This is a genomic window from Millionella massiliensis, assembly GCF_900104655.1.
GTDB lineage: Bacteria > Bacteroidota > Bacteroidia > Bacteroidales > Rikenellaceae > Rikenella > Rikenella massiliensis.
In genome coordinates this window covers 2,778,400-2,795,531 of record NZ_FNWD01000002.1, presented here as the reverse complement: position 1 = coordinate 2,795,531, position 17,132 = coordinate 2,778,400, and the positions used below count along the sequence as shown (strand labels likewise).

7 protein-coding genes are annotated in these 17,132 nt (G+C 59.8%); 1 reads left to right on the top strand and 6 read right to left on the bottom strand.

All coding sequences use genetic code 11. The annotated features are described in order from the left end of the window. Nucleotides 1-165: 165 nt before the first annotated feature. Complete coding sequence (locus tag BQ5379_RS10605; protein WP_143039461.1) at nucleotides 166-2,961, bottom strand: S9 family peptidase; 2,796 nt, start codon at nucleotides 2,959-2,961, stop codon at nucleotides 166-168. A 152-nt stretch (nucleotides 2,962-3,113) separates the two neighbouring features. Next, nucleotides 3,114-6,269 carry a UvrD-helicase domain-containing protein gene (locus BQ5379_RS10600; RefSeq protein ID WP_071135408.1) on the bottom strand — a complete coding sequence of 1,052 codons (3,156 nt, stop codon included), beginning with the start codon at nucleotides 6,267-6,269 and terminating at the stop codon, nucleotides 3,114-3,116. 650 nt (nucleotides 6,270-6,919) lie between these two features. Between BQ5379_RS10600 and BQ5379_RS10595 the strand changes: the two genes are divergently transcribed. Continuing rightward, nucleotides 6,920-9,421: an outer membrane beta-barrel family protein gene (locus BQ5379_RS10595; RefSeq protein ID WP_071135407.1), complete on the top strand. Its 2,502-nt coding sequence runs from the start codon at nucleotides 6,920-6,922 to the stop codon at nucleotides 9,419-9,421. A 126-nt stretch (nucleotides 9,422-9,547) separates the two neighbouring features. On the opposite strand, the gene BQ5379_RS10590 is transcribed toward BQ5379_RS10595, so the two are convergent. The 4 genes from BQ5379_RS10590 to gpmI form a co-directional block, all read right to left on the bottom strand. Next, complete coding sequence (locus tag BQ5379_RS10590) at nucleotides 9,548-11,056, bottom strand: TolC family protein (RefSeq protein WP_159431248.1); 1,509 nt, start codon at nucleotides 11,054-11,056, stop codon at nucleotides 9,548-9,550. A 73-nt stretch (nucleotides 11,057-11,129) separates the two neighbouring features. After that, complete coding sequence (locus BQ5379_RS10585) at nucleotides 11,130-14,183, bottom strand: efflux RND transporter permease subunit (protein WP_071135405.1); 3,054 nt, start codon at nucleotides 14,181-14,183, stop codon at nucleotides 11,130-11,132. Between the two features lie 16 nt (nucleotides 14,184-14,199). After that, on the bottom strand, nucleotides 14,200-15,252 hold the full coding sequence (locus BQ5379_RS10580; protein WP_071135404.1) for an efflux RND transporter periplasmic adaptor subunit: 1,053 nt from the start codon (nucleotides 15,250-15,252) through the stop codon (nucleotides 14,200-14,202). Nucleotides 15,253-15,594: 342 nt separating this feature from the next. Next, on the bottom strand, nucleotides 15,595-17,112 hold the full coding sequence (gene gpmI, locus BQ5379_RS10575) for a 2,3-bisphosphoglycerate-independent phosphoglycerate mutase (protein ID WP_071135631.1): 1,518 nt from the start codon (nucleotides 17,110-17,112) through the stop codon (nucleotides 15,595-15,597). Nucleotides 17,113-17,132: the final 20 nt, after the last annotated feature.

The following is a 17,132-nucleotide window of genomic DNA, read 5'->3' as shown; positions in this document are numbered from 1 at the left end:
TGTTAACTCCCTGTCGGAATGGATTGCGTGCAAATCAATGATCAATCGACACTTAACCCGCCCAATGGCCATTCCGGGCGAACTATCCCGCGTGTAAACACGTTGCGGGCGGCACCCCGCAAATGAAGGTGTCGCCCGCAACAATTTCGAGAGCATGATTGACTATCAGTAGTCCAGTTTGGGATCGATCCCCTTATCCGTCACGGGGATTCCCTCGCGCATCCAGCGCGGTGCCGGAGCATCCTTCAGGTAGTGGTCGAAAAACTGCATCATCCGACGGTCCCAGTCCAGACGGTCGGCATATCGTCTGAGGTTATGAGGCTGGCCGTTGTAGTTCAGCATCCACACCGGCACCCCGTGGCGACGCAGGGCCAGGAAATACTCGATTCCCTGGTACCAGGGCACCGCTTCGTCGGCATCGTCGTGGCGCATGAGCATCGGCGTGTGGACCTTGTTGGCAAAAAAGAGCGGCGAGTTTTCGATATATTCGATCGGTTTCTCCCACAGCGATCCGCCGATACGGCTCTGACCGTGTTCGTACTGGAACATGCGCGGCAACCCGGAGCCCCAACGGATACCGCCCGTGGCCGAGGTCATGTTCGACACCGGAGCACCGGGGCTGGCACAACGGAACATATCGGTGCGCGTCACCAGATAGGCAATCTGATAGCCGCCCCAACTCTGTCCCTGCAGCCCGATCCGGCGGGGATCGGCGATACCGCGGTCGATCAACATCTTGGCACCGCTCACCACCGCATCGTAGCACGACTGGCCGGGATAGCCGATCCGGTAGTGGATGTCGGGCATGAAGACCACGTAATCCTGCGAGGTGCAGACTACCGGAACCACAATCGACCAACTGGGCTGCGGGTGGAGGTGTTTATGAATGTCGTCCGTGTGGGTTTCGTAGAAATAGACGATCACCGGGTAGCGGCGGGTCGAGTCGTAATCCTCGGGCAGGTAGAGCAACCCCTCGGTCGGGCGTCCGTTCATATCCTCCCAGGCCACGCGCCGCACCGTTCCCCAGCGGTATTGTGCAGCCTGCGGGTTGGCATCGCTCACCTGCCGCGCATCGGCAAACGAGCAGTCCGACCGCCACAGGTCGCGATACTCGCGGAAATTCTCGCGCTGCCACAGCAGTTCGTCGGCCTCGCGGGCCTTCGCCACGAAGGTATATTTATAGTCTCCGGCGATCAGTCTCTCGGGTTCACCACCCTCGGCCGGCATCCGGTAGTATCCGGCCGCCTTCGTACCGCGGTCGAAAGCCGACAGCAGCATCGGCTGCGAGAGGTCGATGGCCCGCTCTTCGGGATCGAGCTGCACGCAACGGAACGCGATGCTGTCACGACGTCCGATGCCGCGGGTCAGGCACTCCGGCGCGCGCCGACCCGACGGATCGGTCAGCCAGAGGTCGAAGTTGTCATAGATCACCACCCGGCCGTCGGTGGTCCACCCGGCCATCCCTTCGGCCGACGGGTAGTCGGGCATATCGAAGTTCTGAACATCCATCCGGTAGGGAATCTCGGCCGTCAGCGACACGGCAGCCGTCGTATCGCCGCGTTTGCCGACGGCGGTCGCCACGGCTTTCCATTCGGCACGCGGCGCATCGTACCACACAATGTATTTCCCGTCGGGCGAGATCGCCGCTTCGGCCTTGGCTGCTACGGCCACCTTGCGCCGAGTGCCGGTCGTCAGATCGACGGCATACAGGTCTTTGGTCCCGGGCGACTCCCACGTACTGGCCCACTCGTAGGGCTGTTCGTCGATTCCCAGCGCATATTGCGCCGCGTCGTCTTCGGGCATCACCACCCGTGCCAGATACTTGTCGCCCAGCAGAACCCACTCTCCGCTCCGGGTGTCATAGACGGCACGGAAGCTCTGCTGACGAATCTGCTTGGCCATCGCCAGCTGCTGGGTCATCAGCAGCGTATCGGTATAACTCCACAGGTCGTAGGTACTCTTCTCGTCGTCCGAAAGGGTATCTTTCGGCACCACGCGCGGTGGACGGTTCATGCCGAAAAACAAGCGCCCGCCCTCGCGCGAGAACTTCAACGAGCCGTATTCGCTCACCGTAAAGCCGTTCGGCGCCCCCTGCCCGGCAATGCGCTGCGGCTGGAGATCGGCGGCGGTGAAGTGATAGAGCTGATACTGAGCACCGGTTTCGGTCGTGTCGGGCGTCACGAGATAGGCTCCCTGCGTACCCTGCTCGTCCACGGCCAGCGACCCGGTTTTGCCGACCTTTGCCCGATAGAGCTCGGTCTGCCGGCCGTCGACGCAGGCCCACACGCTGCGCAGGCTGTCGCCCTTGAGGCTGTAGAGCAACATCCGCCCGTTACGCGAAAGGGCGTAGCTCTCCACGCTGTCCATCACGATGCTGTCGCCCCCCGAAACGACATCCCACAGTACCAAACGGTTGAATTTCGGCGTTTTCGTCGCCTTTTTCACGCTGTCGGCCGTATCCCGGGCCGCTTTTGCGGGCAGCACTTCGTAGAGGTAGGCGATCATGCCACTCCCCTCGCGGTCGGCGGTCTGAAAGCTTTTCAACCGGGGCACGGCCAACCGCCCGTCACCGGCAAGCGAAACCACCAGCAGCGTATCGGGCCGCTTCTTGTCGGCCTTCGTCTTTTTGATCTTTTCCTGCCGCTGCTGGGCATAGGTGGGGATCACTTTGGCGGCCACCCACGGGGTCGCTGCCGGGCCGAACAACCGCGCACCGGAGGCCCGGTGGAGGGTATCGCTACGGCGGGTCTCGGCATCATAAACGACACTTTGGCCGTCGCCGCGAGCCGGATTCAACCCGTAAACGACCCACCGGCCGTTGTCGCTGATCTGCGGAGCGGCCACTTGCCGCCATCCGTGGAAGGCATCCTGCCCCAAGGTCTTTTTCTGTGCCTGCGCCAGCGGCATGCCGAGCATCACCCCGGCACACGCCATCACAGTTGCAAGTCGAAATTTTCTCATATCGTGTCAATTAATCGTATTCTTCTCAATCTTAGCTTCAAGACAGGATTTTTGATTGTATCCCTCACGGTTTCCAACCGCTTCGGCATGCACCCCCTTCCGGCAATACGCTCCTTCGGGGGCGAAACACTTCACCCCGAGTGGACACACGACTACTCCACCTGCTCCACCTCACCCAGTTCGACGAACCAAAGGTATCCCTCGACCTGACGATAGCCCATCTGCCGCAACAGTTCCATGTATTCGCTCACCTGGGTGCGGTATTCGGCCTTGTGGAGGGCGCCGAATTTGTAATCGACCACCACGGCGCGGTCGTTTCCGTCGGTCATCACCCGGTCGGGCCGACGCACACCGCCGCCCGCGATGATGTCACGCTCGCTGTGCACCACCTCCCACTCGGACGAAAACCAGCGGGCCACCATCGGATCGGCCAGCGCCCGCCGGGCACGATCGCGCACCTTGTCCCGCTCGGCGTCCGAAGCAATATCCCCGTTCACACGCATCCGATCCAGCACTTCGTCCAGCTGGTCGGGCGCACCGAGCAGTTCGAACAGTTTGTGCATCAGCACCCCGTAGCGCCGGGGCGACACGGCATCCCGATCCTGACCGAAGTAACGATCCGACGACCATCGGACACGGATCTGCTGCCCGGCGTCGTTCGACGGGAAACAGGTCAGCACCACCTGCCGCTCCTTCCCCTCGTCCGAGCGGTTGTCCCGACACGGAGCAGGGGCTTTTGCACCATACGTATAACAGGTCACAGTACTGCCGTCGGTCAATTCGTCTTCGCACTCCTCCAATCCCTCGAACCCGGGCAGCACGGCATCGATCAGCTTCGAGACGCGCGTTCCGGTCCGCGTGGTATCGTACATGACGTAGAGTTCGCGTTCGGCCCGCGTCAGGGCCACGTAGAGCAGGTTCAGGTTATCGACATGGGAATAGACGCTCTCACGGTAGTAATCGACCGCAAAGTGCGAGTCCGCCATCTGCTTCTTGTACGCCACGGGCACGGGTCCCAGTTCGGCAAAACGACCGGCCTCCTCGCCCCGGGCCTCGACCCACAGGGTCGTCCCGCCGCCGTTTGCCTGCGGGAGCAGTTCCCAATCACAGAAGGGAATCAGCACGCACGGGAACTCCAGCCCCTTGGCTTTGTGGACGGTCATGATGGTGATGGCATCCTGTTCGGAGGGGAGGTAGACGGTTTTTTTCCCGCCATTTTCGCTCCACCACTCCAGAAGCAGCGGAATATCGGAGATGGTCTGCTTGCTGTACGAGATAATGACCTGATAGAGCGCCTGCAGGTAGGAAACCGCATCGCTCCGCTCGCCCAGGCCGTACCGCGCCAGGATCCGTTCGAAACTCTCGGTCAGCGCACAGCGCAGCAAGCTGGCCATAAACTGTTGCTCTTCGGTCGAGAGCGCACGTCCGTAGGGACGCTCCAGAAATGCGTTATACTGGGCCAGCGCCACGGAGTCTTCGGGCACGGCGGCCAGCGCGTAGATCGCCATCACGAAATCGACCACGGGCGAACCGCTCAGCAGCAGCGCCTCCTGACTCACGATGGCATATCCGGCTTCGAGCAGCACATCGGCCGCACGCCGCGCCTCGCCGTTGGTACGCACCAACACGGCAATATCACGCAGGGCATAGCCCCTCCCGAGCAGGTCGGCCACGCGACCGGTAACCAGCGGCCCGATCTGTTCGCGCAGGGCGGGAATCACCTCCACATACCCCTCCGGTTCACGTTTGAGTTTGCCCGGCGCCGGCTTCTGTTCGAACCCTTCGTACGAATGGCTCAGGATGTCGGCCAACGGTTGCAGCTGACGCGGTGCGGCTGCCAGAAAGCCCGCCAGATTGGCCGCATCATGCTCAATCACGCGACGCATCAGCCCGTTGTTGAATTCGATCACACGGCGTTCGCTGCGCCAGTTGGTATCCATCGGCACCGGCTCGGCCAGCGCATCCGCAAAATGGGTCTCGGCCTCGCTCCCCAGAATACGCCAGTTGCCGCCGCGCCACCGGTAGATCGACTGCTTCACGTCGCCGATCAGCATCACCGGTTCGCCGCTGTTTTCGGCCAACGCGTTGTCCAGCAGGGGGACGAAATTCTGCCACTGTTTCTCGGAGGTATCCTGAAATTCGTCAATCATGTAGCGGGCATAGGCATTGCCGACCTTTTCGTAGATAAACGGCGCGTCGTTGCCCGTCACCAGCCGGTGGACCAGAGCCGCCGTCTCGTTGATCATCACCAGGTTGCGTTCGGCCGAGACGGCCCGCACCTCGGCGCCCAACTGGGCCAGCAGCAGGCTGCGTCCCAGCTTTTCGCGCACCAGATCGCGCGAATTGCAGTCACGCACCAGCCCATCGACACCGTCACGCACCTCGCGCATCAGCGGCATCAGCGTTCCCTCCAGGGCCAGTATCCGATCGCGCAGAGGCGATCGTTTCGCAGTCCACACATCGGAGCTCTCGGTAGCCTGCTGGAAACGCGGTTTGTACGGGATCGGGCCGTCGGCCGCGGCCATCTGGTAGAGATAGGCAGCAAAGCTCTGCCGTTTATAGGGGAAGTCGTCGAGGCTCAGCCCGGCCGACTCAATCACAGACACGGCACGCTGCGCGGTCTGCTTCACGGCTGCAAAACGGGCGCTCAAATCCCGGACGATTTCGGTATAGATGCTCCATATCCGATCGGCGGGGTTCGGATTGGGGAGATAATCCTCCTTGAACAGTTCGGCGCCGATCCGAACGATGTCCGAACGGACGTCCCAGCCCTTCCCCTCCTCGACCCGCTCGTCGAGCAGACGCCGCACGGCGTCTCGCAGGGGCGCATCGGTCGCCGTGCGCTCGAGCAGCCGGTCGACCGCCGCCGAAAGCACCCAGTCGCGGTCGATCTCAACCGTGTAGTCGAGTTCGAGCCCCAGTTCCCGGAAAAATGCACGCGCCACACGCTGGAAAAACTTGTCGATGGTCGATACGGCAAACCGCGAATAGTCGTGCAGGATGAGGGTGCGGGCCTGCGCCGCGTTGCGGATGATGCGGCTGCGCGAGAGACCCGTCTCCCGAATCAGGTCGTCGAGGTAGGTCACCCGGTCGCCCCCTTCGGGTTCCCATTCGGGCGCCGAAGCCAGTGCGTGCAGACATTTGACAATGCGCCGCTTCATCTCTTCGGTCGCCTTGTTGGTGAAGGTCACCGCCAGCGTTCCCCGATAGAGAAGCGGGTCGCACACGACCCCTTTGATATATTCATAGGCCAGCCGGTAGGTCTTCCCCGACCCGGCCGATGCCTTCAGTATCTTGACACTGCCCATATACGCTGATTACGGAATGACTCGCGGGACGGCACTGACTGCAACACAGGCAGCGACACTGACAACCACACACACTCCGGACTACGATTTTGCCGTCTGCGGCCGCTCTTTATCACGCGATACTCTCGACGCGGCTTTGGCCTGAGGGGGCAAAACGCCCGACGAACACGGAAAATTCCCTCTCCGCCTCTTTCCGACTCGTCATTCCCAAATTTTTAAATATCATCAAAGATACGAAAAAATGGACGCATCACGATGAAACTAAAAACACAGTTATTATCTTTACACCTCGAGAACCATTGACAACAAACCCACTCACCCTCCTTTATACCCCGCCACGAAGACCCACCCACTCCCGACGCGACATTTGCAACGCCACGAAGATCCATTTCCGACCGGTTACGCCTCCGGCGCGCGACACTAACACCGACACCTGACAGGCAACACTCTGCACCCGGCATAACGGCCAGCCAGTGCCTTACAAAGAGAAGGCTCGCCCGCAGCAGACCCGGCGAGACGACATACACTCGCAACATTTCGCGGAATATGCGGCCGGAAAAACTGCCGAAGCGTTGCTTGTTTCAAAATAAGGAATACCTTTGCAGTGTAATAGTGACATAATACACCAAAACAAACCATACCCCCACCGCATGAAACCCACCCTCACCCTGATCGCCGCTCTGCTGCTGATGCTGTGCCCACAGCCCGGCCGGTCACAGAAATCCGCCCCGCCTCAAAACGGCAACGCCACCGCACAGACCGTGAAATATCGTATAAGCGGCAGGGCCATCGATGCTTCGACCCGCCAGCCGATCGCCTACGCCACCGCCTCGCTGACCGCCGACAGCACCGCCCAGCCCCTGACGGCAGCCATCACCGACGACGCCGGCCACTTTACGCTCACCATCGGAAAAGCTGGCGCCTACAACCTCCACCTCAGTTTCGCGGGTTACACGGCCGTCAGCCGACCGATCCGGGTCGAATCGTCCGCCGTGCCGCTGGAAGTCGGCGACATCGAGCTCCAGGCAGGCATTACCACAGATGCGGTCACCGTCACGGCCCAGCGCCCGATCGTCACCGCCGACATCGACAAAATTACCTACAACGCCACCTCGGATCCCGAGACGCCGACCCTCACGGCCCTCGAGATGATCCGCAAAGTGCCGATGCTCACCGTCGACGGCGACGACAACATCCAGCTCAAGGGACAGAGCAACTTCAAGATACTGGTCAACGGCAAGAGCTCGACCCTGATGGCCCAGAACTACAAGGATGTGCTCAAATCCATGCCCGCCAACTCGATCAAGAGCATCGAAGTGATCACCAACCCGCCCGCCAAATACGACGCCGAAGGGATCGGCGGCATCATCAACATCATCACCAACCGCAGCACCCCGGTGGGTTTCAACGGCAGCCTCAGCCTCGGCACCAACACCTGGGGCGGGGTCAACGGGAACGCCTACATCGCCGCATCGATGGGCAAATTCAGCCTGTCGGCCAACTACTTCGGCAACTACTTCCGCTCGCCCGAGTCGACCTCATCCGGCCAGACCGAGAACTATAACATCGAACAGAGTCACTACCTCAGCAACAACTCCACCTCGAAAAGCAACGGACAGGGCAACGGCTTTTCGTTCGAAGCCGGTTACGAGATCGACACCTTCAACCTGATTTCGCTCTCGTTCAACGGCTACCTGGGCGACTACAAATCGAAATCGATGCGCAACGACGAGATCTACGACCAGTTGCGCGTGCTGACCCAAAGCTACAGCACCCTCTCCAGCTCGGAGGGTGACTACGGCGCCGTCTCCGGCAACATCGACTACCAGCGCACCTTCCGCAAGCCGGACCAGATACTGACCGCCTCGTACAAATTCGACTACTCGCCCAACAACAGCCGTTTCGACCGCACGATCACCGGGCTGCTGAACTATCCGAGCTACGACCAGCGTTCCGACAACCGTGCCCGCGGATACGAACACACCGTACAGATCGATTACATCGACCCCATCACCCCGAAACACCAGATCGAGACCGGACTGAAATACATCCTGCGTCCCAACTCCAGCGACCCCGAAACCTACCAGCGCGACCCCGGTGGAGAGTGGATCCTGCAGGAGAACCGCCAGAACTCGCTCGACTACCGCCAGCACATCGCCGCCGCCTACGCCAGCTACCAACTCAAACTCAAGGCATACAGCATCAAGGTGGGCGCCCGTGCCGAATACACCATTAACGACGGCACGTTCCACCAGCAGGACGGCGACCACCCGCTCGACAACAAGTATTTCGACCTGATTCCCTACGTAACCCTCGGCTGGCAGCCCACCCAGCAGCAGACCCTGCGACTGGGCTACACCCAGCGTCTGTCGCGTCCCGGCATCTGGTACCTGAACCCCTACGTGGACGACCTCGATCCGCTCCACATCTCGACCGGTAATCCGAATCTGAAATCCGAAATCAGCCACAATTTCGACCTGACGTACAGCAACTTCAGCCAGCTGTTCAACATCAGCGCCAGCCTCACGGCCAACCTCACCGACAACGCCATCGAGCAGCTCACCTCGACCCTGGAGTCCGGCGCACTCTTCAGCACCTATGCCAACATTGGCAAACGGCAGTACTTCGGCCTCTCGCTCTACGGTTCGCTGCGCCTGTTGCAGAACAAACTGACCATCAGCCTCAACGCCGGCACAGGCTACAACAAGTACGACGCCGGCAACGGAACCGGTCTGCGCAACGAAGGATGGGCCCACTACGGGACGCTGAACATCAACGCACAACCGTGGAAAAACGGGAACGTCTACGTGAGCGGCGGCCTGTGGAGCGGATACACGGGGCTTCAGAGCAGCGGTTCGATGGGGGGCTACCACTCCATCGGCGTGTCGCACGGCTTCTGGGACCGCAAACTGATTCTGAGCCTCTCGGCCAGCAACCCGTTCCAAGGGCACTTTACCTACAAATACAAGGGCTTCAGCCCCGAATACAGCCAGTGGGGACGCAGCGACAACCCCTACCGGAGTTTCCGCATCAACCTGACCTGGCGTTTCGGCAAAGTGCAGGCCCAAATCAAGAAGGCACGCCGCGGCATCCAGAACGACGACGTGAAGTCCGGCGGTTCGCAACAACAGCAAAGCGGCGGCGGACAATAATCCCGCCCGTTCCGCTCGGTCTGCCCGATAACGCCCGCAAACGACACCGGGGGTATTGCAGCGTTCTCTATCCGAAGCGCTGCAATACCCCCGGTTTCATCATACGCCCCTCAGACCTGGTAGGCGTCAATCCCCCAACTGGAGGGTGAGCGTTCCCTGCGCCTTGCAGTAGTCAGCGATCGAGACTTTGTACTCGTAATTGGAGTTCACGAAAGCCGTGTAGGACTGAATCCAGGCCAGCTGAGCCGACAGCACGTCGAGAATCGGCAGACGCCCTTCGCTGTAACTGAACGTATTGAGCATCAAGTTGTCGAGCGCCACGTTCAGGTTCACTTCGGCCATCTCGACCGCCTCCCGCGTCCTTTCCATGTTGGTTCGCGCCACAGCCAGATCGCCGTTCACCGTGTTCTCGGCATCGACCAGGGCCCACTCCGACCCGCGCACGGCTGCCCGCGCCATATTCACCTCGTGCCGGCGTTCGTTCCAGCGGAAAATCGGCACGTTCAACTGCGCCAGCGCCAGCCCGTACACCTTCCCCTCGCCCGTCACGTTGGGCTGCAGCGTCCCGTACACGCCCTGCACCCCCACCGTCAGCTGCGGGTTGTAGAACGACCGCGCCACACGCACATTCTGGTTCGAGAGTTCCAACTGCTGCTCGGCAATCCGATAGTCGGGCCGCAACTCCAGGATGCGTTCCAACGGCAGTACGCCGGGCATCTCGACCGGCTGTGCAATGGTATCGGCCGCCAAGTAAGCCTGCGGCTGGCGGTTACCCATCAGCGTATTGAGGCTCTGCAACGACGACTGGTAGAGTTTGAGCGCCGCAATCTCCTGCAAACGGGCCTCGTTCAGTCGCGTTTCGACCATCAACAGGTCGGTACGGCTCACATAGCCGTCCTCGAAACGCGTGTTCACGATCCGGTACAGACTGTCCACAATCCGGACATACGTCCGCGCAATGTCGAGCTGCTTTTGTGCCGCAGCCATCGCCCAGTAACTCAGATCGGCCGAATAGATCACCCCTTCGAGGGTCATCTCCTGCTGCAATCCGGCAATCGACCGTTCGATCTCTGCCGCACGGGTCTGGTTGGTCACCGCATTGCCCGTGTAAACATTCTGCATGATCGAAACCTGCGCCGTATAGCTGTAATCCTTGAGCGTTGTCCCGGAGGTCGTTCCACCCGGTTGATTGAATTGATAGTTGAACGACGCCTGTGCTCCAAGCGACGGGTAAAAGCCGGTTCTGACCTTCTTCACCTTGAGGTCGGCAGCCTCGACGTTCTCGCGCGTGATCTTCAACTGGTTGCTGTACTCCACAACGCGACGTCGAAACTCGTCACGCGACAACGGCACTGCCTCTTCTTCCACAAGAGCCGTTTCCGTTGCGCCCTCCTGTCGTGAAGCCGCCTCCACCCGCGGGATTCCAGCCACGACGGACAATAACAACACGGCCAGCCCCACACGCATCCCGAAACGCCCCCTGAGACGTCTCCCGGATCGAGTTTCGGGATACATTCCGGAGCAATCGCCCAGGCATGCTCCGGGACAAATCTCCCGCAGGCTGGTTGTCTCGGCCGACAGGCCGTCATTTTCCTGCTGTTCGGACCGCAGGCGGTCTGATTTCCATATCTTCATATCGTAAGGATGTTCAGCGTTTACGCACAGCCCGGGATACGCGATCCGCAGGCGGCGCCTTTTCCGTAAATTGTCAGTTTTCATTCCGCTCAGCCGATTTTATCCGCATAATCAGGCAATAGGCCACCGGCAGCACCAGAATCGTCAGGAAGGTGGCAACGAGCAGCCCGCCCATGATCGTGGCCGCCATGCCGCCGAACATGGCGTCGGGCAACAGCGGCAGCATCCCCAGGATGGTGGTTCCGGAGGCCATCGTCACCGGGACGATACGCGACTTCGTGGCCGCAACCACGGCATCCACAGGCGCCCGGCCGGCCTTCTGTTCGAGGTCGATCTGGTCGACCAGCACCACCGCATTCTTGATGTTCATCCCCACGAGCCCCAGCACGCCGAGGATGGCGAAGAAGTCCATCGTTTTGTTCATCACCGTCAGCCCGAGCACCACGCCGATAAAGATCAGCGGAATCATCGACAGAATGACCACGGGCCGCAGGTAGGTGCGGAACAGCAGCAACAGCGTGGTGAAGATCAGGAAGAAGGTGAGCGGGAAATTCTTGGCCAGCGCCGCATTCGACTCCTCCTGCGACTCCTTCTCGCCAAACACCTTCAGCCGATACCCCTCGGGCAGCTCCATCGCGGCGACCCGTTCGTAGACCTGCTTGTAGGCATCGACGGCATTGGCCCCCAGCAGCGGATCGCACTGCGCCATCATCACCCGCTGCCGGTTGAAACGTTTGATGACGCTGTACTGGTAGGCACTGCCGATCGAATCGACCACCTGATCGAGCGAAACGACCGTCCCGTTCGGAGCGAAGACCGGCAGCGAACCAAGATTGGCCAGGTTGAAGTTGTCGATATTGGCATCCTTGAGCAGGATCGGCATGAACTGGTCTCCCTCGCGATACTCGCCCATCGACAGCCCGTTGGTCGAGAGTTTCGTGAACTGCGCCACGGTCTGCCGCGTGATGCCCAGCCGCTGCCCCTTCTCCTGCGAATAGAGCGGCTTGACCACCGGGATCTTGTTGCCCCAGTCGGAGCGGATGTCGCCCACCAGATCGCACTCGGCCATCAGCCGCTGGGCTTGTACGGTGAGCCGTTCGAGGGTGTCGATATCCTCGCCGATGAAGCCCATCTGAATGGTGGCCTCGACCGCGGGCGAGAGTTTGAAGAGCGACGAACGAACCAGTACGTTCGGCGAGTTCTCCTTGGCATGGATATAGAACCGCCGCTCCAAGGCCGCCGTCGAGTCGATGTCGTTCAGTTCGACCAGAATATTGCCAAAGTTGGGTTTCGGACCGAACGACGTGCTGGCCAGGTAGTAGCGCAGCGGCGACGCCCCCACGGTCACCGAGACGGTCCGAACCGACGGCTGCTGTTGCAGCCACTCGGCCAGCCGCATGATTTCACGCTCCGACTCCCGGATCGAATAGCCGTCGGGCAGGAAACAGTCGGCCCGAAAATAGGGTTTGTTCAGGTTGGGGAAGAAGCCCTGCGGCGCACGGCTCATCGTGTAGAGCGCCCCGACAAAGAGCGCCAGTACACAGAGAATCGTTTTCCAACGGTTGCGAATCAACGCAGCGAGCAACCGCCCGAACCCGTTGTAGAATTTATTGTCGTAAGGATCTTTTTCGGCCTGTCCCGATTTCGGCGCGCGGAGGATGAAGTTCCCGAAGATCGGGGTTTGGGTCAGGGCCAGCACCCAGCTCAGCCCGAGCGACAGAGCCAGCACCACGAAGAGCGGCTTGACGATTTCGGCCACCGATGCCGGTGCCAGATAGAGCGGCAGGAACGAGCATACGGCGATGAAGGTAGCCCCGAGCAGCCCCCACTGCGGACCGGTGGCCCCGTCGATCAACGCCTTTCGCTTTGGCACGCCGCGTTTCATGGCCACCTGGGCGTTGTCGGTCACCACGATGGCGTTATCGACCAGCATCCCCATGGCGATAATGAATCCGGCCAGTGAGGTTCGGTTGAGCCCCACGCCGATGAAGAGCATCACGAGCATCGTCCCGCCGATCGAGAAGAGCAGCGACGATCCGATCAGCACACCGGCCCGCCATCCCATCACCAGCAGGATGATGAGAATCACGATGGCCACCGATTCGACCAGATTCAGGATAAAACCGTTATTGGCCTCAGCCGCAATTTCGTTTTCGAGGTAGAGCGGGACGAGCGATATGCCGACGGGTACCTGCGGCATCACCTGTTCGATCTGCCGGCGCACCCCTTCGCCGGTCTTGACCACATCGTAGCCGGGCAGGGTCGAGACCCCGATGCCGATGGCCCGCTGTCCGTTGACCCGCATCAGCTGGTTCGGCGGATCGAGGTAGCCGCGCTGGACGACGGCAATATCGCCCAACCGGATCTGCGACCCGTCACGCGTCGAAATCACCTGATTACGGATGTCCTGCAGGTCGGCATACGTACCGGCCGCGCGGATCGTGAGGTTCATGCCGCCGGCCTCCTTGACGCCGGTATTGACCAGCTGGTTCTGGCTCGAGACGATCTGCACGATCGAGTTCGGATCGACCCCTAGATTGGCCAGCGTGGCGGTGTTCACAAAGAGGTTTACCACCTCGGTCTGCTCGCCGAACAGAGCTACTTTCTGCACGCCGGGCAGAGTTACCAGTTCGGTTTTGAAGAACTGCGCCCAGTTGCGCATGTCGTTGTAGGTAAAGCCGTCGTCGGCCACCAGACCGTAGTAGATGCCGAACACGTCGCCGAAGTCGTCGGAGACGCTGATCTGCGACGCTCCGGAGGGGAGTTTCGGCTGCACGTTCAGCACCTTGCGGCGCAACTCGTCCCACTTGCCGGGAATCGCGTCGGGCGAGGTGGCGGGGTCGAGTTCCACGCTGATTTTCGACATGCCGAAGTAGGATTCAGACTTGATCTTGCTGACCCCGGCCATCGACTGCACCTCGCGTTCGATGGGCTCCGTGACGAGCTGCTCCACCTCCTGAGGCGTCGCTCCGGGATACTGCGTCACCAGCACCACGCTCTTGATGACGAACGGCGCATCTTCTTTCTTCTCGAGCCCGCCGAACGACAGAAATCCGCCGATCAACAGCAGGGCGAAAAAGAAATAGAAGATCTTGGGGTTGTCGAGTGCAAATTTCGGAATATTCATGACGTACCTCCCTCCCCTATTTCAGAACGTTAACCTTCTGCCCTTCGGTCAGTTGGTACACGCCGGCCGAAACGACCTGTTCGCCGGCCGCGAGCCCCTCGGGTACAATGACCTGATCATCTCCCATCAATCCCATCGTTTGGACTTTACGCATTCCGACCGTAGCCGTTGTAGGATTATAAACCCAGACATAACTTCCCGTCTTGTCCGTCGGTGGATTAAATACTGCCGTAATGGGAACGATGACATAGGCATGATAAGCCTTGTTTCCCTCGATCTGCATCTTCACACGACAGGCAAAACCGGCCTTGATGTCATATTTTGCGGGATCGAAACGGGGATCGGTGATACGGAGCGTTACGGGGATGCCGGCACCGTCGACCGACGCGTCGACCACGTCCTTGATTTCGGCACTAAAGGTCTCGCCGCGGTAGTTGTCGAACTCGACAAAGATGTTCTTATTGACCCGTACAAGCTCGACGTCGCTCTCGGGCAGGGTGAACTTCACGGAGAGCTGGCCGGGGTTGATCAGTTTGAAGATGGCCTCGCCGGTCTGCACCTTCTGGTAGTTATCGACGTACTTCTTTTCTATCGACCCGGCGAATGGCGCTCTCAGCTGCGTATAAGCCAGTTGATTCCGGGAGTACTCGTAGGCCGACTTGGCCCGCAGATAGTCGGACTGGGCAATTTCGTAGTCCTGCTGCGAGATGGCCTGTTTGGCCAGCAGCCGCTTGCTCCGTTCGAGGATGGACTGGGCCGTGGTGAACTGAGCCTTGTCGGCCTCGAGTTGCAGCTGGAAGTCGCCGGGGTCGAGCTTGGCCAGCACCTGCCCTTCGCGCACCTGGTCACCCTCGCCAACAAAGGTGCGGATCACCTGCCCGCCCACGCGGAATGCCAGATTGGTGGACTGGTCGGACGAGACAACGCCCACGAAATCCTTGCTGTAGCTGCTCAGCGACTGAGCCGGACTCAGTTTGACGGGACGCACAAAACTGCGCGGAGTCTGGGTCTGCCAGCAGGCGGTCAGCCCAAGCATCGACAAAACGACAAGTATGGTCTGTTTTTTCATATCACTGATCGGTTCGTTTGGATTCAATTTTGATTAACTGATGCAATTCTCGTGCCCTTCAGGAAAATTATCATACTTTTTTAACCGTTAATATAATTTTATGTCTCCCGATAAAATTTTCCCACCGTTTCAACCCAAGAAAAATCAGCCACATAAACAAAAAGCGAGGCGGAGAACCCTTTGACAATCGGGTTCTCCGCCTCACAGGTTGATATAATGGGGGAGAATTCGTTTTCGGCAGCGACACTGTCCGCAGGAACTCATTGCCCTGACGGCCACGGGGTTGTCAACTCACTTCCCCTGTTTTATCGACATACACTGCCGCCCCCCTCTGCACAAAGATTAAACCAACGCGTTGCCGGTCATCTCTTTGGGCTGTTCGAGGCCCATGATCTTGAGCACGGTGGGAGCCAGGTCGGCCAGCACGCCGTTGTGCACCTCTTTGATAGTGTCGGATACGACGATCAGCGGCACGGGGTTCAGCGAGTGAGCGGTGTTGGGCGTACCGTCGGCGTTGATGGCGTTGTCGGCATTACCGTGGTCGGCGCAGATGAGGATCGTGTAACCGGCTTCACGGGCGGCGGTAACGACCTCTTTCACGCAGGCGTCGACGGCTTTCACGGCCTTTTCGATGGCTTCGTAAACCCCGGTGTGGCCCACCATGTCACCGTTGGCGAAGTTCAGGCAGATGAAGTCGGGAGCCTCGGTCTTGATGTCTTTCACGAGTGCTTCGGCCACGAGATAGGCGCTCATTTCGGGCTGCAGGTCGTAGGTAGCCACTTTCGGCGAGTTAATCAGGATACGTTTTTCGCCTTCGAAGGGTTGTTCGCGGCCGCCGTTGAAGAAGAAGGTTACGTGAGCGAACTTTTCGGTCTCAGCGATACGCAGTTGCGAGAGTCCCTGTTTCGAGATCCATTCGCCGAGGGTGTTTTCGACATTCTCCTTATCGAAGAGGATGTGCAGCCCCTTGAACGACGAGTCGTAGGGGGTCATGGTGCAGTAATAGAGCGGAATGGTCTTCATCCCCTGATCGGGCATGTCGCACTGGGTGAGCACCTGGGTGAGTTCCTTGGCGCGGTCGTTGCGGTAGTTGAAGAAGATCACCATGTCGCCTTCCTTAATCAGGCCGATCGGCTGGCCGGCTGCGTCGGTCAGGGCAATCGGTTTGATGAATTCGTCGGTCACGCCTTCGGCATAGGACTCTTCGACGGCCTGCACAGCGTTGGTGGCTTTGCGGCCTTCGCCTTTGGTAATCAGGTCGTAGGCTTCTTTAACACGTTCCCAGCGTTTGTCGCGGTCCATGGCGTAGTAACGGCCGATGACCGAAGCGATCTTACCGGTCGACTGGGCCATGTGGGCTTCGAGCTGACCGAGGTAGCCGGCACCGCTTTTGGGGTCGGTGTCACGGCCGTCCATGAAGGCGTGCACGTAGGTGTTGGCAATGCCGTAGTGTTTGGCAATGTCGCACAGGGTGAAGAGGTGGTCGAGCGAACTGTGAACGCCGCCGGCAGATACCAGCCCCATGAAGTGTACGTCTTTGCCGTTTTTCTGAGCGTATTCGAAGGCGGCGACGATTTCGGGGTTCTGCATGATCGAGCCGTCTTTCGAGGCACGGTTGATCTTGACGAGGTCCTGATAGATGATCCGGCCGGCACCGATGTTCTGGTGGCCGACTTCGGAGTTACCCATCTGTCCGTCGGGCAGACCGACGTTCTCGCCGCTGGTGAGCAGTTCGGCGTTGGGGTATTTCTCCATCAGCGAATTGATGAATTCGGGATGGGCCGAGAAGATGGCGTCGCGTTTGGTGTGGTCGCCTTTTCCCCATCCGTCGAGGATCATCAGCAATACTTTGTTTTTCATGGTCATATCGGTTGTTAAAA

Bases quoted from the DNA above. Each gene is read 5' to 3' on its own strand.
- BQ5379_RS10600 (WP_071135408.1), bottom strand. From the start codon at position 6,269: ATGGGCAGTGTCAAGATACTGAAGGCATCGGCCGGGTCGGGGAAGACC.
- BQ5379_RS10595 (WP_071135407.1), top strand. From the start codon at position 6,920: ATGAAACCCACCCTCACCCTGATCGCCGCTCTGCTGCTGATGCTGTGC.
- BQ5379_RS10585 (WP_071135405.1), bottom strand. From the start codon at position 14,183: ATGAATATTCCGAAATTTGCACTCGACAACCCCAAGATCTTCTATTTC.
- BQ5379_RS10605 (WP_143039461.1), bottom strand. From the start codon at position 2,961: ATGAGAAAATTTCGACTTGCAACTGTGATGGCGTGTGCCGGGGTGATG.
- gpmI (WP_071135631.1), bottom strand. From the start codon at position 17,112: ATGAAAAACAAAGTATTGCTGATGATCCTCGACGGATGGGGAAAAGGC.
- BQ5379_RS10580 (WP_071135404.1), bottom strand. From the start codon at position 15,252: ATGAAAAAACAGACCATACTTGTCGTTTTGTCGATGCTTGGGCTGACC.
- BQ5379_RS10590 (WP_159431248.1), bottom strand. From the start codon at position 11,056: ATGAAGATATGGAAATCAGACCGCCTGCGGTCCGAACAGCAGGAAAAT.